Genomic DNA, 21400 nt, shown 5'->3' on the forward strand with positions numbered 1-21400 from the left:
AGCGTCTTAACAGGCAACATTGATGTCGACTGATACTCAGTCTTCGCGAGCAGGCTCGCTCCCACAGTGTTTGCTAGCGGACCACACCTTCTTCAATCAGCAATTTGAGGATGGCCTCGGCCCCGGCTTGCGCCGTGACACCCTTGAGCACCTGCCCACCTCCACCACTGGCTTTGGCCGTCGCAGCTTTCATGCGGTCGGCACCGCTCTTGGCCTTGATCACCTTCAGGCGCTTGGGCCGTGGTTTGGCCGGTTGCAGGGTGGCGACCGCGAGCAGCTCATCGTCGACGACCTCTACGTCCTGCGCTTGCAGCACGCCGCGTCGAGCAGGGCCGTAAGCGCTCTGCCGAGGCTTGGGGGCAGCGTTATCCACCGTTGCCAGAAATGGCAGGCGCACCTTCAGCCGACGGCGTTGACCGCGGGGCAAGGCTTGCAGCACCAGCGCCGAACCGCCATCGATGGACTCGACCTGCGCCAGCCCCACCACCAGCGGCCAGCCCAGGCTTTCGGCCAGCAGGAAGGGCAACATGCCCGAGCCTTCACCGGTTTCCGCCTGGCTGCCGGTCAACACCACCTGAGCACCTGCATCGCGCAAATAGTCGGTCAGCGCCGGTAGCGCGTCGGCGCCTTGGGGTTGTTCCAGCACATGCAGTTGCTCAAGCCCCATGCCCAGGTAGGCGCGCAAGGCAGGCTCGGCGATGTCGCCGGCATGCAGCACTTGCAGGTTATCCCCAGCCAGTTGTAGGCCCAGTTCAACCGCCCGCGCATCCTGTTCCGCGCGACGCGGCCGACCGGACGTCGGGTGGGCGCCGATGGACACCAGGCTGATGATTTTCGTGCTCATAACCCTTTCCTTCCCTTAAGCCGCATCGCGCTTGGCGTCGTTGCGGTAAGCCTCTACCGCCTCGATCAAGGCTTGAAGAATCTCCGCACTCTCGCCGATCACCGAGAGGTCAGCGCGCTTGATCATGTCGCAGCCAGGGTCGAGGTTGATCGCCACCACCTTGTCGCAGGCACCAATGCCTTGCAGGTGCTGGATCGCCCCGGAAATCCCCACCGCCACATAGACCCGTGCGGTAACCCAGGTGCCGGACGCGCCGACCTGACGGTCGCGGGCCATGAAGCCGTCGTCCACCGCCACCCGCGATGCGCCTTCGGTCGCGCCGAGGGCTTCGGCTGTCCTGTGGAAAAGTCCCCAGTCCTTGACCCCGTTGCCGCCGGAGAAAATGAACTCGGCCTCGGCCATGGGGATCGCCGCCGGGTCCACCGCCACCGCGCCCAGATCTTCGATCCGCGACAGGCTGCGCGCCACGGTTGTGGATAACTCCACGGGCAAGGCTTCGTGACGGGTTTCGCTGACCGGTTCGGCGCACTCGGCAGCCGCCAGAATCAAACGCGCCAGCGGCCGGGCGAGGTCTTGCAGACCCGCGCCGGCGCGGCCGATGCACTCATGATCCTTGACCTGCCAGACCCGCGTGGCCGGGCGCTCGCCCAGTGCCGCGGCAAAACGTCGGCCGAGTTCGCCGCCGCCACTGCGGCTGTCCGGCAGCAACCAGTGACGCGGGCTGAACTGGTTATCCACAGCCCGCAGGCCCTGGACCCGTTGTTCCGGTGCATAACCGTTGAACTCTTCACCTTCAAGCACCAGCAGACGGTCGACGCCTGCCGTGGCGAAAGCGTTTTCCTTGTGTTCGCCGAACACCACGGCCAGCACTGCGCCGTCCTTGCCGGCCAATTGATGGGCCAGGCCCAAGAGGTCGCGGTCGTGGCTGCTCAAACGACCACCGACCATGTCCGGCACCACACTGATGTAAAACGCCGGTGCGGCCACCTGATGCAGCGGCAATTGCACTTCAACCGCCGCTGAGCGTTTGGTCGCCCCGCCCTGTTGAGCGCCGCTGCGGTCGATGCGTTTGATGCCGTTGGGGCCGATAAAGCCAATGCCATGGGGATTCTTGCGGATGACGCCGTTAGGCCCCATCCAGCTGTGTTGCGCCGGTTGCATCGCCGCGTGCAGCGGGTGCAGACGGTTGCGGGCAATCCATTCGGCCCGAGGGTCGCGGCGGATAATGTCGCTCATCAGTGCACCTCCGCGGTTTCACGTTGGGCCGGAGCAGCCGGTTTGTTTGGCGTTGCGTCTTCGAGCAACGCGTCGGCCACCAGCTCGGCAATGTCCTTGATCATCGGCCGGGGTTCGACCACGCCTTCGAGCATGGCGGTGCATTGTGGACAACCCACCGCCACCAGTTCGGCGCCGGTTTCGCGGATGTCTTCCATGCGCATGTCAGGGATGCGTTGCTTGCCGGGAATGTCGGTGATCGGCGCGCCGCCACCACCGCCGCAGCAGCGCGAACGGAAGCCGGAGCGTTCCATCTCTTTCACTTCAATCCCGAGGGCGCGCAATACCTGACGCGGCGCCTCGTATTCGCCGTTGTAGCGGCCGAGGTAGCACGGGTCATGGTAGGTCACGCTGTCGCCTTTGTGCTGACCGAGATTGAGCGCGCCAGCATCGATGATTTCTGCCATGTAGGTGCTGTGATGCTGCACCAGGTAGTTGCCATTGAAAGCGCCGTACTCGTTTTTCAGCACGTGGAAACTGTGCGGATCGCAGGTGACGATGCGGTTGAAACTGTATTTGGCCAGGGTCTGGATGTTGCGCTTGGCCAACAGCTGGAAGGTCGCTTCGTCGCCCAGGCGCCGGGCCACGTCACCGCTGTCGCGCTCTTCGAGGCCGAGCACGGCGAAGTCGATCTTCGCCGCCTTGAGCACTTTGACGAACGCGCGCAGTGTGCGCTGGTTGCGCATGTCGAAGGCACCGTCGCCAACCCAGAACAGCACGTCGGTGGATTTCTTTTCACTGAGCAGGTTGAGGTTCAGGTCAGCCGCCCAGTTCATCCGCCCGCCCGGCGCGAAGCCGCCCGGGTTGTCGGTAGCGATCAGGTTTTCCAGGACTTCGGCACCCTTGTTCGGGGTCGCGCCTTTTTCCAGGGTCAGATGGCGGCGCATGTCGACGATGGCATCGACGTGCTCGATCATCATCGGGCATTCCTCGACGCAGGCGCGGCAGGTGGTGCATGACCACAGGGTCTCGGCGTCCACCAGACCGTTGACGATCGGTTGATGTGGGTTCCCTGAATGCTCGCCAATAGCCTTGCCCGGATATGGGCTGCCAGCGAATTTTGCATCGGTGCCACCGGCCAGGCCGACGACCATGTCCTGAATCAGTTTTTTCGGGTTCAGCGGCTGGCCGGCAGCGAAGGCCGGGCACGCCGCTTCGCATTTACCGCACTGCACGCAGGCGTCGAAGCCGAGCAATTGGTTCCAGGTGAAATCCTTGGGTTTTTCCACGCCCAGTGGCGCGGTCGGATCGTTCAAGTCCAGAGGCTTGAGGCCCGTAGAACGACCGCCACCGAAGCGTTCGGCGCGTCGGTGCCAGGCCAGGTGCAGCGCACCGGCGAAGGCGTGCTTCATCGGCCCGCCCCAGGTCATGCCGAAGAACAATTCCGACACGCCCCACAACACGCCAACCCCGAGAATCGCCGCCAACAGCCAGCCACCGAAGTTTTCCGGGAGGATCCCGGCCACCGGCAGGGTCAACAGGAAGAACGAGACCGAGAACGCCAGCAGGCTTTTCGGCAGGCGCATCCACGGGCCTTTCGACAGGCGCGACGGCGGATTGCGCCGACGCAGGTAAACAAAGATCGCGCCGAGGAACATCACCGCTGTCATCAGCAGCAGCGCATAGCCGAGGAAGCGGTTATGCAGGCCGAAACCATGCACCAGAATCGCCAGCACGATGGACGCCACCGCACCGCCAGCCGTAGCGACGTGGGTGTTGGCAATGTATTTGTCCCGCGCGACCACATGGTGCAAGTCGACCATGTAGCGCTTGGGCATGGCAAACAGGCCGCCGATCAGGTCGACTTTCGAAGCCCGGCCCCGGCGCCACATGGCCACCCGCCGCAACGCGCCCAGGACACCAAGGCCAAGGGCGGCGAACAACAGGATTGGAAGAAGGGTGTTCAACATGGTGAAGCTCCCAAAGACCTCGGGTCTTGCAAGGGTTCATGTGCTTGCCGTTAAAGGCCTGACACCGACCTGTGGCGAGGGGGCTTGCCCCCGTTCGGCTGCGTAGCAGTCGTAAATCGGTCAAATGCATTTTTACTGACAGACCGCATTGACTGATTTTGGGGCCGCTTCGCAGCCCAACGGGGGCAAGCCCCCTCGCCACAGTGATGGTGGTGATGCCGTTAGAAATCCTTGCAGAGCCGCAGCGCGTCATAGATGGCGGCGTGTGTATTACGCTGGGCCACGCAGTCGCCGATGCGGAACAGCAAGTAGCCGTCGCCCGCCTGGCTCAGCGATGGCTGCGGCTTGATCGCGAACAAGGCTTCGATGTCCATCTGGCCTTTGTTGCGCGAGCCTTCCTTCAGCGAGTAGTAGATTTCTTCGTCCGGACGCACGCCGTTTTCCACCACCACCTGGTCGACCACCCGCTCCTCTTTGGCGCCGGTGTATTCGTTTTCCAGCACTGCCACCAGCTTGTCGCCTTCGCGGTAGACCTTCTCCAGCATCATGTCGCCGGTCATGATCACTTCTTTGGGGTACATGCTGCGGTAGTAAGTCGGGAACGACGTACCGCCGATGGCCACACCCGGCTTGATGTCGTCGGTGACGATCTCGACCTGGCTGCCCTTGTCGGCGAGGAAGTCGGCCGTCGACATCCCGGTGAACTCGCAAATGGTGTCGTAGACCAGCACGTTCTTGCCCGGTGCGACCTTGCCGTCGAGGATGTCCCAGCTGCTGACGACCAGGCCTTCAGCCGCACCCCAGTGTTCGTTCTGTTCCAGGAACGGATGACCGCCGACGGCGAGCACCACCACGTCTGGACGCAAGTCGAGAATGGTTGCTGCATCGGCCGCCACGCCCAGGCGCAGGTCAACTTTCAAACGCGCCAATTCCAGTTGGAACCAGCGGGTGATACCGGCGATCTGGTCCCGTTGCGGGGCTTTCGATGCGGTAGTGATCTGCCCACCGATGAATTCTTTCTTCTCGAACAGGGTCACGTCGTGGCCGCGTTCGGCTGATACACGAGCAGCTTCCATCCCGGCCGGGCCGGCACCGACCACCACTACCTTGCGTTTGATGCCGGTGGTTTTCTCGATGATGTGCGGCACGCCCATGTATTCACGGGAGGTCGCGGCGTTCTGGATGCAAAGTACGTCCAGACCCTGGTACTGACGGTCGATGCAATAGTTGGCGCCGACGCACTGTTTGATCTGGTCGACCTGGCCCATCTTGATCTTGGCGATCAGGTGCGGGTCGGCGATGTGAGCGCGGGTCATGCCGACCATGTCGACGTAGCCGCCCTCCAGGATACGGGTCGCCTGGTTCGGATCCTTGATGTTCTGCGCGTGCAGCACAGGCGCCTTGACCACTTCCTTGATACCGGCCGCCAGATGCAGGAACGGCTCCGGTGGATAACTCATGTTCGGGATAACGTTGGCCAGGGTGTTGTGGGTGTCGCAACCCGAGCCGACCACACCGATGAAGTCGATCATGCCGGTGTCGTCGTAGTACTTGGCGATCTGCTTCATGTCCTCATGGGACAAGCCATCCGGGTGGAATTCATCACCGCACAGACGGATGCCGACGCAGAAATCCGGACCGACTTCCTTGCGCACAGCCTTGATCACTTCCAGGCCGAAACGCATGCGGTTCTCGAAGCTGCCGCCCCATTCGTCGGTACGCTTGTTGACCCGCGGGCTCCAGAACTGGTCGATCATGTGCTGGTGCACGGCCGACAGTTCGACGCCGTCCAGGCCACCGGCCTTGGCCCGCGCCGCAGCAGTGGCGTAGTTGCCGATCACGCGCCAGATTTCTTCCGGCTCGATGGTCTTGCAGGTCGCACGGTGCACCGGTTCACGGATGCCCGACGGCGACAGCAGGGTTGGCCAGTGCTCGCCGTCCCAACGCGAGCGTCGGCCCATGTGGGTAATCTGGATCATGATCTTGGCGCCATGCTTGTGCATGGCATCGGCCAGGTTCTGGAAGTGCGGAATGATCCGGTCATCCGCCAGGTTCACCGACTTCCACCACCCTTGCGGGCTGTCGATGGCCACGCTGGAGGAGCCGCCGCAAATCGCCAGGCCGATCCCGCCCTTGGCTTTCTCTTCGTAATACTTGACGTACCGGTCGGTGGTCATGCCGCCGTCGGTGGCATAGACCTCAGCGTGCGCGGTGCTGAGCACGCGGTTGCGGATGGTCAGTTTGCCGATCTGGATCGGCTGGAACATTGCTTCGAAAGCCATGGCGGGTTCCTCGACTTACAACGGCTTGACGGTGAACAAGCCGTCTTCGTGGCCCTCTTCGGAGCCACCGTAGACTTGCTCGGCCACGGTGCGGATCTTGCTGCCGCGAGCGGCGAGGATCTGGTCCATGGCCCCTGCAAACCAGCCAGTGAACATGTAGTCGACCTTGCGTCCGACCTTGCCGTACACGTAGACGAATGCCGAGTGTTCGAGCTTGACGCTGGCGGTGCCTTTGTCGAGGTCGATGTCCTGGGTCTTGAACAGGCCCCAGCCGCGCTGCGACAGGCGCTTCATGTAGTGCTCGAACACCGCGACGCCTTCCAGGCCGTGGCATTCGGCTTCTTTTTCACACCAGTGCCAGGCGGACTTGTAGCCGGCCTTGTAGAGGATTTCAGCATAGGCTTCAGCGCCCAGCACTTCCTCGATGCCCATGTGATTGTTGACAAAGAAATGGCGCGGCACGTACAGCATCGGCAGGGCGTCGGAGGTCCAGACACCGGTTTCGCTGTCGACTTCGATTGGCAATTGCGGGGCGATCTTGGCCATGGAAACTTAACTCCAGAAAATTCGTTGTGTTGCCCGCTGCACGGACGGCAGCGGGAAAGGATTCAGAGATGCGGCGGCTTACTCGCCCCAAACGTCCTTGAGGACGTTCACCCAGTTCTCGCCCATGATCTTGCGCACCACGCGCTCGGAGTGGCCGCGCTTGAGCAACGTCTCGGTCAGGTTCGGGAACTCGCCCACGGTGCGGATGCCCAGCGGGTTGATGATCTTGCCGAAGCTGGTCAAGCGGCGGGCGTAGCCCTTGTCGTGGGTCAGGTATTCGAAGAAGTCCTGGCCGTGGCCTTGGGTGAAGTCGGTGCCGATGCCGATGGCGTCTTCGCCGACGATGTTCATCACGTACTCGATGGCTTCGGCGTAGTCGTCGATGGTCGAGTCGATACCCTTGGCCAGGAACGGCGCGAACATGGTCACGCCGACAAAACCACCGTGGTCGGCAATGAACTTGAGCTCTTCATCGGACTTGTTGCGCGGGTGCTCCTTGAGCCCCGACGGCAAGCAGTGGGAGTAGCAGACCGGCTTCTTCGATTCGAGGATGACTTCTTCGGAAGTCTTGGAGCCGACGTGGGACAGGTCGCACATCACGCCAGCCCGGTTCATCTCGGCGACGATTTCGCGACCGAAGCCCGACAGGCCGCCGTCACGCTCGTAGCAGCCGGTGCCCACCAGGTTCTGGGTGTTGTAGCACATCTGCACGATGCCGACGCCCAGCTGCTTGAAGACTTCGACATAGCCGATCTGGTCTTCAAAGGCGTGGGCATTCTGGAAGCCGAAAAGGATGCCGGTCTTGCCCTGCTCCTTGGCTTTACGGATGTCGGCGGTGGTGCGGACCGGAATCACCAGGTCGCTGTTCTCGCGGATCAGCTTCTGGCTGGCGGCGATGTTATTGACGGTGGCCTGAAAGCCCTCCCACACCGACACGGTGCAGTTGGCTGCGGTCAAACCGCCCTTGCGCATGTCTTCGAACAGTTCACGGTTCCACTTGGCAATAATCAGCCCGTCGATAACGATGCTGTCGGCGTGCAATTCGGCTGGGCTCATCAGGCTGTCCCCTATTAGCGATTCATGCGCCGAATCGTCTGCCGGCGCTTTGGGGCCAGCATATGCCTGAGCACCGGGGCAGCCGGGTGCAAAAACGACAGGGGGTTTGCCGAAAGCGTCAATCCGCGACAAAGGGTCGTCGCCAGGCACAATCACCGACCTGTTCAAGGCCCTCGGCTTGGGCCAGAATTCGCCGCATCACTGGATGCTTCACTGGACAAGAGCGGCGACGATAATGAAATCGATCATTCTGGCAATGGCACTGATTGCGACCGGCGTACACGCAGCGGAGGTGTCCGACGACAACCCGTGCGACAAAGTCGAAAACGACGTCCAGACCCTGGAATGCTCGGCCTTCAGCAAAACCACCGCCGAAGACCTGCTAAAGGAGAACCTCCAGGGCCTGTCCGAGCGCATGCAGTCGCAGTACGGCAAAACCCCGTCGCAACTGGCCGACATCACCGCCAAGATCAAAGCCGCCCAACAGCAATGGCTGAAGACCCGCGACGCCGATTGCGCTGTAGAAGCCTTCCCGGCCACCAGTGGCAGCAAGGCGTTCACCATTGCCCAGAACGATTGTGTGGCGCGGATGAGCGACGAGCGGTCGGAGTTTTTGGAGTCGATTGGGCAGGAGTAGTCCTGAAAATTCCGGTGAAAGCTGGAACTGCATCCAGCTTTAAACTGCGGTATCCCTTCTTCCTACAACAAGTTCTGATCTCGCCTACGCGCATTGCCTGGAAGCCCCAATGTGTGGGTTTTTCACGCAACATCCTGACAATTGTTGTTGATTGGCCACCTGAAAAATATAAGTAAAGATTCGCAAATCTTATAAAAGACTTATATTCTTCCATGAACAGCATCCACTGGACTCGAAAGGCCGTTAAGCAACTCCTGAAATTGCATTCCGTTCATCAGGGTCAGGTTCGTGATGCCATCACGGCGCTGGCAGGCATGCCCGATGTAGGCAATGTCAAAGCACTGGTCGGTCATGACTACGCTTATCGACTGCGTGTCGGTAACTATCGGGTTATGTTTGATTGGGATGGCGCGATCAAAGTGGTCAGTATTCAAGAGGTCAAAAAACGCGATGAACGCACCTACTGACATCCAAATCATCAATGACGCCGAAGGTAATCCAGCCTTCGTGGTCATTCCCTATGCACAATACGTGGCGCAGAAAATCGAACCCGACTTGATCCCCCATGAGGTGGTGAGCCGAATCGTCGATGGCGCTACTCCCATCCGCGCCTGGCGCGAACACTTGAACCTTACCCAGGAAGAAGTGGCCAAACGCATGGGCATCACTCAACCGGCTTTCGCCCAGCAAGAGACTGTCGCCAAGCCTCGCAAGGCCACCCGCGAGAAGATCGCTGCGGCTTTTGGCATCACCGCCAGTCAGCTTGAACTGTAAGCTGCACACCCTCTGTCACTAATGGGATTGAACATGAAAGTCTGCGGCATCGAAATCAAAGGCAGCGAAGCGATCATCGCCGTGGCCACGCTGGACGGTCAGGCGCTGGGCCATTTCGCGCTCGCCACCAAGAAAATTGCCCTGGACGATGACGACGAAGCCGCCAACGTCAAAGTGTTCGCCGCTCAGGTCGCTTCGTTTGTCCGTAAGAATTCCATCGACCGCATTGCGATCAAGAAGCGCAGCAAGAAAGGCGAGTTCGCTGGCGGGCCGACGACGTTCAAGATCGAAGGGGTTTTCCAGTTGCTGGAGAATTGCGAAGTGACCCTGCTGTCGCCGCAGACCATCAATGCCCAGGCCAAGAAGCACAATTTTGAGCTGCCGGGGACGCTGAACAAGTATCAGCATGAGGCTTACAAGGCGGCGTGTTCGGCGTTGGTGAAGAAGTAACTCCAGGCGCCGCTGTACAACTGTAGGAGTGAGCCTGCTCGCGATAGCGGTGCATCAGTCGACATGAATGTGTCTGACAGACTGCCTTCGCGAGCAGGCTCACTCCTACAGGGTTTCTCGGGTGTTTATACTTTCGCGGTACGCCGATCTTCTCGCGGGCACCGCTCATACTTCGCCCGATAACTGCGGGTGAAATACGACGGCGATTCAAACCCGCAGGCAATGCTCACTTCCAGCACGCTCATGTCTGTTTGCCGTAGCAACTGCCGCGCCTTCTCCAGCCTCAATCTCAGGTAGAAATTGCTCGGCGTGTCGTTCAGGTGCAACCGAAACAGGCGCTCCAGCTGTCGCCGCGTCACCTTGATCGATTCCGCCAGTTCCAGCGTGCTCAGCGGCGGTTCGCTGTGCTGCTCCATCTCACCGATCACATGAACCAGCTTCTTGTTGCTGATGCCATAGCGCGTGGCGACTTCCATGCGCTGGTGGTCTTTGCGCGGGCGGATGCGGCCAAGCACGAATTGTTCGCTGACCTGGATCGCCAGTTCCGGGCTGTGGGCCTGGGCGATCAGATCCAGCATCAGGTCAATGGAAGCGGTGCCGCCGGCGGAAGTAATGCGCCGGCGATCGATCTCGAACAGCTCCTGGGTGACGCTGAGCTGTGGATAGGATTCCTTGAAGGCATCGATGGCTTCCCAGTGCAGGGTCAGGCGATGGCCGTCGAGCAGCCCCGCCTCGGCGAGGATGAAGCTGCCGGTGTCGATGGCGCCTAGGGTCACGCCTTCGTGGTCCAGGCGGCGCAGCCAGTGCTCCAGCGCCGGGGTGGTGAACTTCAGGGGTTCGAACCCGGCGACCACCAGCAGCGTCGCGCCTTTTTTCAACGGTTCCAGTGCCGCGTCGGCGTTGACCGACATCCCGTTGCTCGCCAGCACCGCACCGCCATCGGCGCTCAGCACATGCCAGCGATAGAGTTCACCGCGAAAACGGTTGGCGACCCGCAACGGCTCGATGGCCGAGATAAATCCGATGGCCGAGAAACCCGGCATCAACAAGAAATAGAAATCCTGGGACATGGAGCGCACTCGCTTAGCAGGTAACAGGAGGCCAGGTAACGAGAGGGCGGGCAGCGTAGGGATGTTGATACGCCACTTGCACGCGGCATTCAAGAGCACAGGTCGCTGCAGTGCAAGAGCTGGTCGCCGCAGTGCGCTTTCATCGGTGCTTTGCTGCGTAACTTGGCATCACCGGCGCATCAGACACCGGAACTCACAATAAACGAACTGCCGAGGAACCTGAGATGAAACGACTGATCAGCAGCTGTGTTCTTGCACTCAGTGGTACCGCTTTGCTGAGCGCCAGTGTCATGGCCGCCGAACCCGCCGCGTGCCAGAACGTGCGCATGGGTGTAGTGAACTGGACCGACGTGATCGCCACCAGTGCCATGACCCAGGTATTGCTCGATGGCCTCGGCTACAGCACCAAACAAACCAGCGCCTCCCAGCAAATCATCTTCGCCGGGATACGCGACCAGCGTCTGGATCTGTTCCTCGGCTACTGGAACCCGCTGATGACCCAGACCATCACCCCGTTCGTCGACGCCAAACAGGTCAAGGTGCTTGAAGCGCCAAGCCTGCAGGACGCCCGCGCGACCCTCGCCGTGCCGACCTACCTCGCCGACAAGGGCCTGAAAACCTTCGCTGACATCGCCAAGTTCGAAAAAGAACTGGGCGGCAAGATCTACGGCATCGAGCCTGGCTCGGGCGCCAACACCCAGATCAAGGCGATGATCTCCAAGAACCAGTTCGGCCTCGGCAAGTTCCAGCTGGTCGAGTCCAGCGAAGCCGGCATGCTCGCCGCCGTGGATCGCGCCGTACGTCGCAACGAAGCCGTGGTGTTCTTCGGCTGGGCGCCGCATCCGATGAACGTCAACGTGAAAATGACCTACCTCACCGGCAGTGAAAACGCCCTTGGGCCGGACGAAGGCAAGGCCACCGTGTGGACCGTCACCGCACCGACATACGCCCAACAATGCCCGAACATCGGTCGCCTGCTGAGCAACCTGACGTTCACCGCCGAAGACGAGAGCCGGATGATGCAGCCGCTGCTGGATCACAAGGACGCTTTCGAGTCGGCCAAGCAATGGATCAAGGATCACCCGCAGGACAAAAAGCGCTGGCTTGAAGGCGTCACCACCTTCGATGGCAAACCGGCCGCTGAAAACCTGCAACTGACCAGTAAATAAACCCGAACGAACCACCGGCTCGCAGCCCCAACGGGCTGCGAACGGGACCACCACGCCTGGCCAAAGCCAAAAACTCGCCTGTAAGGAACCGCCAAATGAACCACGACGTCATCATCACCTGCGCACTCACCGGTGCTGGCGACACGACCGCCAAGAGCCCACACGTGCCGGTCACCCCGAAACAAATCGCCGCTGCCGCCGTGGAAGCCGCCAAGGCCGGTGCCACCGTGGTTCACTGCCATGTGCGTGACCCGCAAACCGGCAAGTTCAGCCGTGACGTGGCGCTGTACCGCGAAGTGATGGAGCGCATCCGCGAGGCGGACGTCGACATCATCGTCAACCTCACCGCCGGCATGGGTGGCGACCTGGAGATCGGAGCCGGCGAGAGCCCGATGGAGTTCGGCCCGAATACCGACCTGGTCGGCCCGCTGACCCGCCTGGCCCACGTCGAAGAACTGCTGCCGGAAATCTGCACCCTCGACTGCGGCACCCTGAACTTCGGCGACGGCGACACCATTTACGTGTCCACCCCGGCCCAGCTGCGTGCCGGCGCCAAACGCATTCAAGAGCTGGGCGTAAAGGCCGAGCTGGAAATCTTCGACACCGGCCACCTGTGGTTCGCCAAGCAGATGATCAAGGAAGGCCTGCTCGACAACCCTCTGTTCCAGCTGTGCCTGGGCATCCCGTGGGGCGCACCGGCGGACACCACCACCATGAAAGCCATGGTCGACAACCTGCCGGCCGACGCGGTCTGGGCCGGCTTCGGTATTGGTCGCATGCAAATGCCGATGGCGGCGCAAGCGGTGTTGCTCGGCGGCAACGTGCGAGTCGGGCTGGAAGACAACCTGTGGCTGGACAAGGGCGTGCTGGCGACCAACGGCCAACTGGTCGAGCGCGCTGGCGAAATCCTCAGCCGCCTCGGTGCCCGCGTCCTGACCCCGGCTGAAGGCCGGGCAAAAATGGGCCTGACCAAGCGCGGCTAATTCAAAACAACTTTCCCCCTGTGGGAGCGAGCTTTTGTGGCGAGGGGGCTTGCCCCCGTTGGGTCGCGAAGCGGCCCTAAAAGCTTTACGACTGCTTCGCAGCCGAACGGGGGCAAGCCCCCTAGCCACAGAGCTCGCTCCCACAGTTTTTTAGAGCCAAATTCAGGAAATTGCCATGAGCTTTATCACCGAAATCAAAACCTTCGCAGCGTTGGGCAGTGGTGTCATCGGCAGCGGTTGGGTGTCCCGCGCCCTCGCCCATGGTCTGGATGTAGTGGCCTGGGACCCGGCCCCCGGCGCTGAAGCGGCCTTGCGCAAACGCGTCGCCAATGCCTGGGGCGCGCTGGAGAAACAAGGCCTGACGCCGGGTGCATCGCAGGATCGCCTGCGCTTTGTCGCGACCATCGAAGAGTGCGTGCGCGATGCCGATTTCATCCAGGAGAGCGCCCCGGAACGACTGGAGCTGAAACTGGACCTGCACAGCAAAATCAGCGCGGCGGCCAAGCCCAATGCGTTGATCGGTTCCAGCACCTCCGGCCTGCTGCCGAGCGAGTTCTACGAGAGCGCCACACACCCGGAACGCTGCGTGGTCGGTCACCCGTTCAACCCGGTTTACCTACTGCCGCTGGTCGAAGTAGTCGGCGGCAAAAACACCGCCCCTGAAGCGGTGCAAGCGGCCATGAAGGTCTATGAATCCCTGGGCATGCGCCCGCTGCACGTGCGCAAGGAAGTGCCGGGGTTCATCGCCGACCGTCTGCTCGAAGCGCTGTGGCGTGAAGCCCTGCACCTGGTCAACGACGGCGTGGCCACCACCGGCGAAATCGACGATGCCATCCGCTTCGGCGCGGGCTTGCGCTGGTCGTTCATGGGCACCTTCCTGACCTACACCCTGGCCGGTGGCGATGCCGGCATGCGCCACTTCATGGCGCAGTTCGGCCCGGCGCTGCAATTGCCGTGGACCTACCTGCCGGCGCCGGAACTGACCGACAAGCTGATCGACGACGTGGTCGATGGCACCAGCGATCAACTGGGTAAACACAGCATTTCGGCGCTGGAGCGCTATCGTGATGACTGCCTGCTGGCGGTGCTGGAGGCGGTGAAGACCACCAAAGAGAAGCATGGGATGGCGTTCAGCGAGTAATCAGTCAGCAGGCCCGGCCCCTTCGCGAGCAGGCTCGCTCCCACAGGTTATGCGCGGTCCCTGTAGGAGCGAGCCTGCTCGCGATAGCGGCAGCCCAGTCACCATCAATGTTGGAACTAACATCATGCCCACCCTCACCACCTACCAAACCACCATCATCCCCGACTGGGTCGACTACAACGGCCACCTGCGTGACGCCTTCTACCTGCTGATTTTCAGCTACGCCACCGATGCCCTGATGGATCGCCTGGGCCTGGACAGCAACAGCCGCGAGGCCAGCGGCAACTCGCTGTTCACCCTCGAACTGCACCTGAACTACCTGCACGAAGTGAAGCTCGACGCCCAGGTCGAAGTGCACACCCAAATCATCTCCCACGACAGCAAACGCGTGCACCTCTATCACAGCCTGCACCTGGTCGGTGATGCCCAGGAGCTTGCCGGCAACGAACAGATGCTGCTGCACGTCGATCTCGCCGGGCCGCGTTCGGCGCCGTTCAGCGAACTGTCCTTGGGACGCCTGCAAGCCATCGTCGCCGAACAGGCGGACCTGCCGGCGCCCGACTACATTGGCCGAGTGATCGCATTACCCCCAAAAAAATAACAAGGAGATCGCCATGAACACCGCCGCAGCATTTGCCGACTTTCGTACCTATCCGTTGATCAGCGCGCTGACTGGCGTGCAGACCCAGGCGGACCGTGTTCTGGTGAAGTGGGCCGATGATCGCGTCAGCCTTTTCCACCATCAATGGCTGCGGGATAACTGCCCGTGCCCGCAGTGCGTCTACACCGTGACCCGCGAGCAAGTGCTGGAAATCATCGATGTGGCTCAAGATCTGACAGCTGAACAAGTGCACATCGACAGCGAAGGCTGCCTGTCGGTTGACTGGCGAGACGGCCACAGCAGCCGCTTCGACCCCGGCTGGCTGCGCGCCCACGCCTATGACGATGAATCCCGTGCCGAGCGTCAGGCACGCAAGCCGAAAGCCAGGCTCTGGCACAGCGATTTACAGCTGCCTGTGTTCGAGTATCAAGCGCTGATGACGGATAACAACGCGCTGTTGCAATGGTTGTTGGCGGTACGGGACGTCGGATTGACCCAGGTCCGTGGCGTGCCCACCGAACCCGGCTCCTTGAAACTGATCGCCCAACGGATTTCCTTCATCCGCGAGAGCAACTTCGGCGTGCTGTTCAACGTGCAATCCAAGGCCGACGCCGACAGCAACGCCTACACTGCCTTCAACCTGCCGCTGCACAGCGATTTGCCGACCCGGGAGTTGCAACCGGGGCTGCAATTTTTGCATTGCCTGGTCAATGACGCCGAGGGTGGCGAGAGCATTTTCGTCGACGGTTTTGCCATTGCCGACGCCTTGCGCCGGGAAGACCCCGAATCCTTCAAAAGCCTCTGCGAAATCCCCGTGGAGTTTCGCAACAAGGACCGTCACAGCGATTACCGTTGCCTGGCGCCGATCATCGCCCTGGATGCGTTGGGGCAGGTGTCTGAGATCCGCATGGCTAACTTTCTGCGCGGGCCGTTCGATGCCTCGGTGGAACAGATGCCCAAGCTGTATCAGGCCTACCGGCGCTTTATCGCGATGACCCGCGAGCCTCGATTCAGGTTGATGCAGCGGCTCAATCCCGGTGAGCTGTGGTGCTTCGACAACCGCCGCACCCTGCATGCCCGCAACGCCTTCGACCCCGCCACCGGGGCGCGGCATTTCCAGGGCTGCTATGTCGACCGGGATGAGTTGTTGTCGCGGATTCTGGTGTTGCAGCGTTAAACCGAGTCATCGTTCATCGCGAGCCTGCTCGCGATGGCGCCAGTCCAGACACCGCATATCTCCCTGAATCACAGGCAAAAAAAGCCCCGATCAAGCCGTGACAGGATCGAGGCAGAGGGTACTGTTGAGGAGCTGCCGTGCGAGGGTGACCAAACCTTCGTGAAGCGAGCTGAGTCCAGTGTGCCCACTCCCCCGTGCGCCGGGTTAGCCGAAAACGACATGTTCATAACCAATTGAGCCATTGCGACAATTCGCCCTTGCCGACACCCGGCACCCCTACCAGAATCGAACCACGACACCGTTCCCTGAAGAAGGATTGCGTCATGATGCACGCCGATTTGATAGACCAGGAAGACCTGTTGGGCCAGCTCAAGTCGTTGGGGTTCAACGTGCCCAGTGGGGCCACCGCCGAGCAGGCTTGCGAGTGCGTGGTAAGGGGCCTGGACGATGCTCGGGCGTATGAGCTTCGCAAGATGGTCAAGGAGATGTACACCAGCAGCGCAACGATCCTGCCGGCAGTGCGCCAGGCCATCGACAAACAATTGCTGCCGGCGTTGTCGGAGTACCAGCAAAACCATCGCACTTGAGCGTTTGCTAGAGTGTCGGCCTGTTTGGCAACTGCGAGCAAACGCTGATGTTTCGAATCCAACACTGCCAGTCCAGCGAACAATCGGGCTGGCTGCTTTTGCGTCAGGCCCTCTGGCCGGATGCTTCCGAACAGGAGCATCGGGATGAGATCGGCCAACAGCTGAGCGAGCCGCAACGCTATATCAACTTCGTTGCTTACGACAGTCGGGAGCAACCCGTTGGATTGGTCGAGGCTTCATTGCGTCGCGACTACGTAAATGGCACCGACGTCTCTCCGGTGGTGTTTCTGGAAGGTATCTACGTAGAGCCCCAGCAGCGGCGCCAAGGCTTGGCCGCGAAGCTAATCGAAATTGTGGCGCAATGGGGACGAGAACGGGGCTGCGTCCAAATGGCCTCCGACACCGAGCTCGACAATCTGCCGAGCCAGAAGACGCACAAGGCGCTCGGTTTCGAGGAAACCGAGCGCGTCGTATTTTTCAAACGCCGGCTCTGACTAGAGCCTTACACTGGCAAACGTCGACTCATTGCGCGCCTGGCTCAGCGCCGACAACGGCCCGGACAACGGCGACAGCACCAGCGCTTGTGGCAACGGCATCATCGCCACTTGCTGGGTGGTGTTGGACCCTACGCGCTCGTCACGCGGCGGAATGCCGAAGTATTCGCGGTAGCACTTGGAAAAGTGCGGCGTGGACACGAAGCCACAGACCGACGCCACTTCGATGATCGACATCGGCGTTTGCTTGAGCAGCTGGCGCGCGCGGATCAGGCGCAGCTTGAGGTAGTAACGCGACGGCGAGCAGTGCAGGTATTTCTGGAACAGGCGTTCGAGCTGACGTCGGGACACCGCGACATACACCGCCAGTTCGTCCAGGTCGATCGGCTCTTCGAGATTGGCCTCCATCAACGCAACGATTTCCTGCAACTTCGGCTGGTTGGTGCCGAGCATGTGCTTGAGCGGCACACGCTGGTGATCCTGCTCGTTGCGGATGCGCTCGTAGACGAACATTTCCGAAATGGCCGCCGACAGCTCACGACCGTGATCGCGGCTGATCAAGTGCAGCATCATGTCCAGCGGCGCGGTGCCGCCGGAGCTGGTGAAACGGTTACGGTCGAGGGTGAACAGGCGAGTGCTCATCGCTACACGAGGGAAAGCCTCCTGCATCGCCGCCAGGCATTCCCAGTGCACGCTGCAATCAAAACCGTCGAGCAGGCCGGCGCAGGCCAGGGCCCAGCTGCCGGTGCACACCGCACCGAGGCGGCGGGACTGGCGCGCCTGGCTTTGCAGCCATGACACGTGTTCGCGGGTAACAGTGCGCTGGATGCCGATGCCACCGCAAACAATCACGGTGTCCATTGGCGGCGCTTTGTGCATGGAGGCGTCGGGGGTGATTTGCAGGCCGTCACTGGCCCAGACCTGGCCGCCGTCGACGGTGAGGGTGGTCCAGCGATACAGCTCGCGACCGGACAACTGGTTGGCCATGCGCAGGGGTTCCACTGCGGAGGCCAGAGAAATCAGCGTGAAATTGTCCAGCAGCAGAAAGCCGATGGATTGAGGCGCACGGTTCTGGGGTTGGGCCCCGGAGTTGAACGTCGTCATCGCGGTATCTCCTCACACAAAGCGGGTGATGGCCTCAGGCGGAGGCTCTTTTTATTGCCATCGTTCTCGCGTGGGAGACGGGCTTTGTAATGACAGAGCAATTGCCATGCCTAAATTTGAATGCGCGTTCAATAACTCCTAAAAACGACGTCGGAATGTGTCTATATATGTCTTGCAAGGCAGGGGGATTTAAATGGCCATCAGGACTGGCAAGCGCCCCGGCCCACAAGCTGTGAGCAATTCGGTAGCACTTGTGGGAACGGCGTTGCGCCGCGATGGAAAGGAGTGTCACCGCAGGCACGGGTGACAGGCGGTCGAAGGCCGGTTGGCCCTCGATCAGTGGCAAGCCGATTTATCTGTGAGCGACGCGCTAAAAGGTGGCGCGTTTTCGAGCGGGTGTTCACTTAGCGCGCAGTTTTGACTGGTCCGTGGCGAGGGGGCTTGCCCCCGTTCGGCTGCGAAGCAGTCGTAAAAATCTTAGGGCCGCTTCGCGACCCAACGGGGGCAAGCCCCCTCGCCACAGGGTCGATGCGATCTCAACACTCCACCGCGCTAACCGCCAACCCACCCCGCGATGTCTCCTTATATTTGTCATGCATGTCGGCACCGGTATCGCGCATGGTGCGGATCACCCGATCCAGCGAAATGAAGTGCTGGCCATCACCACGCAATGCCATTTGCGCAGCATTGATCGCCTTCACCGCAGCAATCGCGTTGCGCTCGATGCACGGCACCTGGACCAACCCACCCACCGGGTCGCAGGTCAGGCCGAGGTTGTGCTCCAGACCGATTTCCGCCGCGTTACACAGTTGCTCTGGCGTGGCACCAAGGATTTCCGCCAGCCCGGCCGCCGCCATGGCGCAGGCCGAACCGACTTCACCCTGGCAACCGACTTCGGCACCGGAGATCGAGGCGTTCTTCTTGCACAGGATTCCCACTGCCGCCGCGCTGAGGAAGTAGTCGACGACATTGGCGTCGGTCACGGCCTCGCTGAATTTCATGAAGTAGTGCAGCACTGCCGGAATGATCCCCGCCGCGCCGTTGGTCGGTGCCGTGACCATACGCCCGCCGGCGGCGTTTTCTTCGTTGACCGCCAGGGCGAACAGGTTGACCCATTCCATGGCGCTCAAGGTCGAGCCGATCACGTTGGGTTTGTTCAGTTCCTGCAAGCTGCGATGCAGTTTGGCCGCGCGGCGGCGCACGTTCAGCCCGCCGGGCAGGATGCCTTCGTGTTTGAGGCCTTGTTCGACGCAATCCTGCATGGCGCGCCAGAGCTTCATCAGGCCGCTACGGATTTCCTCCTCGCTACGCCACACCCTCTCGTTGGCCATCATTAATTCAGCTACGCGCAGCTTGTGCTTTTTACACAGCTCCAGCAGCTCGGCCGCACTGGAAAAGTCATAAGGCAACACGGTGCGGTCAAGGTCGACGACACCGCTGGAGGCCTGAGCCTCATCGACGACAAAACCGCCGCCGACCGAATAATAGGTATCGCGATACAACTCGCCGTCATCACCCTCGACAATCAGGGTCATGGCGTTGGGGTGGAATGGCAGGTTCTCGTCGATCAGGCGCATGTCCCGGGCCCAGATGAAGGGCACCGGCAAGCGACTGTCGAGCAGCAGCGTGTCGGTCTCACGCAGGGTGGCGATGCGGATGCCGATTTGCGACGGATCGATCGCATCCGGCCATTCGCCCATCAGGCCCATGATCACGGCGTTGTCGCTGCCGTGGCCGATACCGGTGGCCGACAACGAGCCGAACAGCTGGACTTCGACACGCCGCACCTGCTCAAGCAACCCACGCTCGCGCAGGCCCTGCACAAACAACGCCGCCGCCCGCATGGGCCCCACGGTGTGTGAACTGGAAGGGCCGATGCCGATTTTGAACAGGTCGAAAACACTGATAGCCATTACTGCCGAACTCCTGGATGGGCCCACTGCGCACGCGAAAGCGCACGGTGACGGAGCTGCTACGCTCAAGCTGCAATCCGCCGAGATGACCGCATCATCAAGCTTTTATCCTGTTGTTCGACGTCTCTAACCGACGCACTCATGCCCACCAGCGCCGCGTGTCTTTTACGCTGTGTTTTCGCCGTTTTTTTGCGGTTCAGAGGGGAAAATCGGGCTGAAAAAATCTGTAAACGACGTCACCGACACTGGATGCGACCATCCCTGTACTGGATACGACGCACCCTGTAGGCGTCAGATTTTCACTGGTACATGATCATATCGACTCGATTGCAAGGCGACGTGGTAGAGCTGTCTCCAGAACGCCATCCAACCGCAACCTATAAGTGCGGTGGTCCAGTCGGAACACTGCCAAAAAAAACACCAAGGAGTCCATCCATGAAAGGTTCCCCGTCGTTGTTGTTGGCCGCCATGCTTAGTCTGCCGGTTCTGGCGCAAGCCGCAGAACCCGAGCAATGCAGTACCGTAAACTTCTCCGATGTCGGCTGGACCGACATCACCGCAACTACCGCGACCACCAGCGTGGTGCTCAACGCCCTCGGCTACAAGACCAAGACCACCATGATTTCCGTGCCCGTGACCTACAAGTCCCTGGCCGACGGCAAGAACATGGACGTGTTCCTGGGCAACTGGATGCCGACCATGGAAAACGACATCAAGGCCTACCGCGATGCCGGCACCGTGGAAACCGTGCGCACCAACCTCAAGGGCGCCAAGTACACCCTCGCCGTCCCTCAGGCGCTGTACGACAAGGGCCTGCATGACTTCGCCGACATCGCCAAATTCAAGAAGGAACTCGACGGCAAGATCTACGGCATCGAGCCTGGCAACGACGGCAATCGTCTGATCCAGAGCATGATCGACAAAGATGCCTTCGGCCTGAAGGCTGCCGGTTTCAAAGTCGTCGAATCCTCCGAAGCCGGCATGCTGTCCCAGGTCGACCGCGCGCAGAAACGCGACACCGCCGTGGTGTTCCTCGGCTGGGCGCCGCACCCGATGAACAAGCGCTTCAAGATTCAATACCTGACCGGTGGTGATGACTTCTTCGGCCCGGACTTCGGTGCCGCCACCGTAGCGACCAACACCCGCAAGGGCTATGCGCAGGAATGCAGCAACGTCGGCCAGTTGCTCAAGAACCTGGAGTTCACCGTCGACATGGAAAGCTCGCTGATGGGCAACATCCTGGACGACAAGATGAAGCCTGACGCGGCCGCCAAGGCCTGGCTGAAAAAGAATCCACAGGTGCTCGATACCTGGCTCGCTGGCGTGACCACCATTGACGGTAAACCTGGCCTGGAGGCCGTGAAAGCCAAACTGCAGTAATCGCTTA

At 61.0% G+C, this 21400-nt stretch carries 21 protein-coding genes; 12 read left to right on the forward strand and 9 right to left on the reverse strand.

Features of this window, described 5'->3' with window-relative positions; genetic code table 11:
* Nucleotides 1-73: 73 nt before the first annotated feature.
* The 6 genes from AABM52_RS28290 to AABM52_RS28315 form a co-directional block, all read right to left on the reverse strand.
* Entirely contained in the window at nucleotides 74-844 is a 771-nt protein-coding gene (locus AABM52_RS28290) for an electron transfer flavoprotein subunit beta (protein WP_150725133.1), read from the reverse strand.
* A gap of 15 nt (nucleotides 845-859) precedes the next feature.
* Nucleotides 860-2080, reverse strand: a complete 1221-nt coding sequence (locus AABM52_RS28295) for an electron transfer flavoprotein subunit alpha/FixB family protein (protein WP_347909502.1) — start codon at nucleotides 2078-2080, stop codon at nucleotides 860-862.
* Nucleotides 2080-4029, reverse strand: coding sequence for a dimethylglycine demethylation protein DgcB (gene dgcB / locus AABM52_RS28300; protein WP_347909503.1), 1950 nt, complete (start codon nucleotides 4027-4029; stop codon nucleotides 2080-2082). Before dgcB ends, AABM52_RS28295 begins: the two co-directional genes overlap by 1 nt.
* Before the next feature lie 221 nt (nucleotides 4030-4250).
* On the reverse strand, nucleotides 4251-6311 hold the full coding sequence (gene dgcA / locus AABM52_RS28305; RefSeq protein ID WP_347909504.1) for a dimethylglycine demethylation protein DgcA: 2061 nt from the start codon (nucleotides 6309-6311) through the stop codon (nucleotides 4251-4253).
* Nucleotides 6312-6326: 15 nt separating this feature from the next.
* Nucleotides 6327-6857: a DUF5943 domain-containing protein gene (locus AABM52_RS28310; protein ID WP_347909505.1), complete on the reverse strand. Its 531-nt coding sequence runs from the start codon at nucleotides 6855-6857 to the stop codon at nucleotides 6327-6329.
* 78 nt (nucleotides 6858-6935) lie between these two features.
* Complete coding sequence (locus AABM52_RS28315; RefSeq protein ID WP_046039549.1) at nucleotides 6936-7913, reverse strand: dipeptidase; 978 nt, start codon at nucleotides 7911-7913, stop codon at nucleotides 6936-6938.
* A gap of 235 nt (nucleotides 7914-8148) precedes the next feature.
* Between AABM52_RS28315 and AABM52_RS28320 the strand changes: the two genes are divergently transcribed.
* The 4 genes from AABM52_RS28320 (at nucleotide 8149) to AABM52_RS28335 (ending at nucleotide 9774) form a co-directional block, all read left to right on the forward strand.
* Nucleotides 8149-8550 (forward strand): lysozyme inhibitor LprI family protein, encoded by a 402-nt coding sequence (locus AABM52_RS28320; protein ID WP_347909507.1) that lies wholly within the window; start codon nucleotides 8149-8151, stop codon nucleotides 8548-8550.
* A gap of 212 nt (nucleotides 8551-8762) precedes the next feature.
* Nucleotides 8763-9017 (forward strand): type II toxin-antitoxin system RelE/ParE family toxin, encoded by a 255-nt coding sequence (locus AABM52_RS28325; RefSeq protein WP_347909508.1) that lies wholly within the window; start codon nucleotides 8763-8765, stop codon nucleotides 9015-9017.
* Nucleotides 9001-9324 carry a helix-turn-helix domain-containing protein gene (locus AABM52_RS28330; protein ID WP_046039364.1) on the forward strand — a complete coding sequence of 108 codons (324 nt, stop codon included), beginning with the start codon at nucleotides 9001-9003 and terminating at the stop codon, nucleotides 9322-9324. The genes AABM52_RS28325 and AABM52_RS28330 overlap by 17 nt, the downstream gene beginning before the upstream one ends.
* A gap of 33 nt (nucleotides 9325-9357) precedes the next feature.
* A complete protein-coding gene (locus AABM52_RS28335; RefSeq protein WP_347909509.1) occupies nucleotides 9358-9774 on the forward strand; it encodes a DUF3010 family protein in 417 nt (138 codons plus the stop codon).
* 125 nt (nucleotides 9775-9899) lie between these two features.
* On the opposite strand, the gene AABM52_RS28340 is transcribed toward AABM52_RS28335, so the two are convergent.
* Nucleotides 9900-10844 (reverse strand): GlxA family transcriptional regulator, encoded by a 945-nt coding sequence (locus AABM52_RS28340; RefSeq protein ID WP_347909510.1) that lies wholly within the window; start codon nucleotides 10842-10844, stop codon nucleotides 9900-9902.
* Nucleotides 10845-11068: 224 nt separating this feature from the next.
* Here AABM52_RS28340 and AABM52_RS28345 point away from each other — a divergent pair, with 224 nt between their 5' ends.
* The 7 genes from AABM52_RS28345 (at nucleotide 11069) to aac(6') (ending at nucleotide 16996) form a co-directional block, all read left to right on the forward strand.
* The gene (locus AABM52_RS28345; RefSeq protein WP_347909511.1) at nucleotides 11069-12013 is read left to right on the forward strand and encodes a choline ABC transporter substrate-binding protein; all 945 of its coding nucleotides are present in this window, start codon (nucleotides 11069-11071) and stop codon (nucleotides 12011-12013) included.
* Nucleotides 12014-12108: 95 nt separating this feature from the next.
* The gene (locus AABM52_RS28350; RefSeq protein WP_347909512.1) at nucleotides 12109-12996 is read left to right on the forward strand and encodes a 3-keto-5-aminohexanoate cleavage protein; all 888 of its coding nucleotides are present in this window, start codon (nucleotides 12109-12111) and stop codon (nucleotides 12994-12996) included.
* Nucleotides 12997-13171: 175 nt separating this feature from the next.
* On the forward strand, nucleotides 13172-14137 hold the full coding sequence (locus tag AABM52_RS28355; protein WP_347909513.1) for an L-carnitine dehydrogenase: 966 nt from the start codon (nucleotides 13172-13174) through the stop codon (nucleotides 14135-14137).
* 124 nt (nucleotides 14138-14261) lie between these two features.
* Nucleotides 14262-14738 carry a thioesterase family protein gene (locus AABM52_RS28360; RefSeq protein ID WP_347909514.1) on the forward strand — a complete coding sequence of 159 codons (477 nt, stop codon included), beginning with the start codon at nucleotides 14262-14264 and terminating at the stop codon, nucleotides 14736-14738.
* Nucleotides 14739-14751: 13 nt separating this feature from the next.
* The gene (locus tag AABM52_RS28365; RefSeq protein WP_347909515.1) at nucleotides 14752-15915 is read left to right on the forward strand and encodes a gamma-butyrobetaine dioxygenase; all 1164 of its coding nucleotides are present in this window, start codon (nucleotides 14752-14754) and stop codon (nucleotides 15913-15915) included.
* Between the two features lie 323 nt (nucleotides 15916-16238).
* Nucleotides 16239-16502 carry a hypothetical protein gene (locus AABM52_RS28370; protein ID WP_347909516.1) on the forward strand — a complete coding sequence of 88 codons (264 nt, stop codon included), beginning with the start codon at nucleotides 16239-16241 and terminating at the stop codon, nucleotides 16500-16502.
* 47 nt (nucleotides 16503-16549) lie between these two features.
* Complete coding sequence (aac(6'), locus tag AABM52_RS28375) at nucleotides 16550-16996, forward strand: aminoglycoside 6'-N-acetyltransferase (RefSeq protein WP_347909517.1); 447 nt, start codon at nucleotides 16550-16552, stop codon at nucleotides 16994-16996.
* Here aac(6') and AABM52_RS28380 read toward each other — a convergent pair whose 3' ends face one another.
* On the reverse strand, nucleotides 16997-18100 hold the full coding sequence (locus AABM52_RS28380; RefSeq protein WP_007975492.1) for a GlxA family transcriptional regulator: 1104 nt from the start codon (nucleotides 18098-18100) through the stop codon (nucleotides 16997-16999).
* 536 nt (nucleotides 18101-18636) lie between these two features.
* Nucleotides 18637-20013, reverse strand: a complete 1377-nt coding sequence (locus AABM52_RS28385) for an L-serine ammonia-lyase (protein WP_347909518.1) — start codon at nucleotides 20011-20013, stop codon at nucleotides 18637-18639.
* A gap of 435 nt (nucleotides 20014-20448) precedes the next feature.
* Between AABM52_RS28385 and AABM52_RS28390 the strand changes: the two genes are divergently transcribed.
* Nucleotides 20449-21393: a choline ABC transporter substrate-binding protein gene (locus tag AABM52_RS28390; RefSeq protein ID WP_347909520.1), complete on the forward strand. Its 945-nt coding sequence runs from the start codon at nucleotides 20449-20451 to the stop codon at nucleotides 21391-21393.
* Nucleotides 21394-21400: the final 7 nt, after the last annotated feature.

It is taken from the genome of Pseudomonas grandcourensis, from assembly GCF_039909015.1.
Taxonomy (GTDB): domain Bacteria; phylum Pseudomonadota; class Gammaproteobacteria; order Pseudomonadales; family Pseudomonadaceae; genus Aquipseudomonas; species Aquipseudomonas grandcourensis.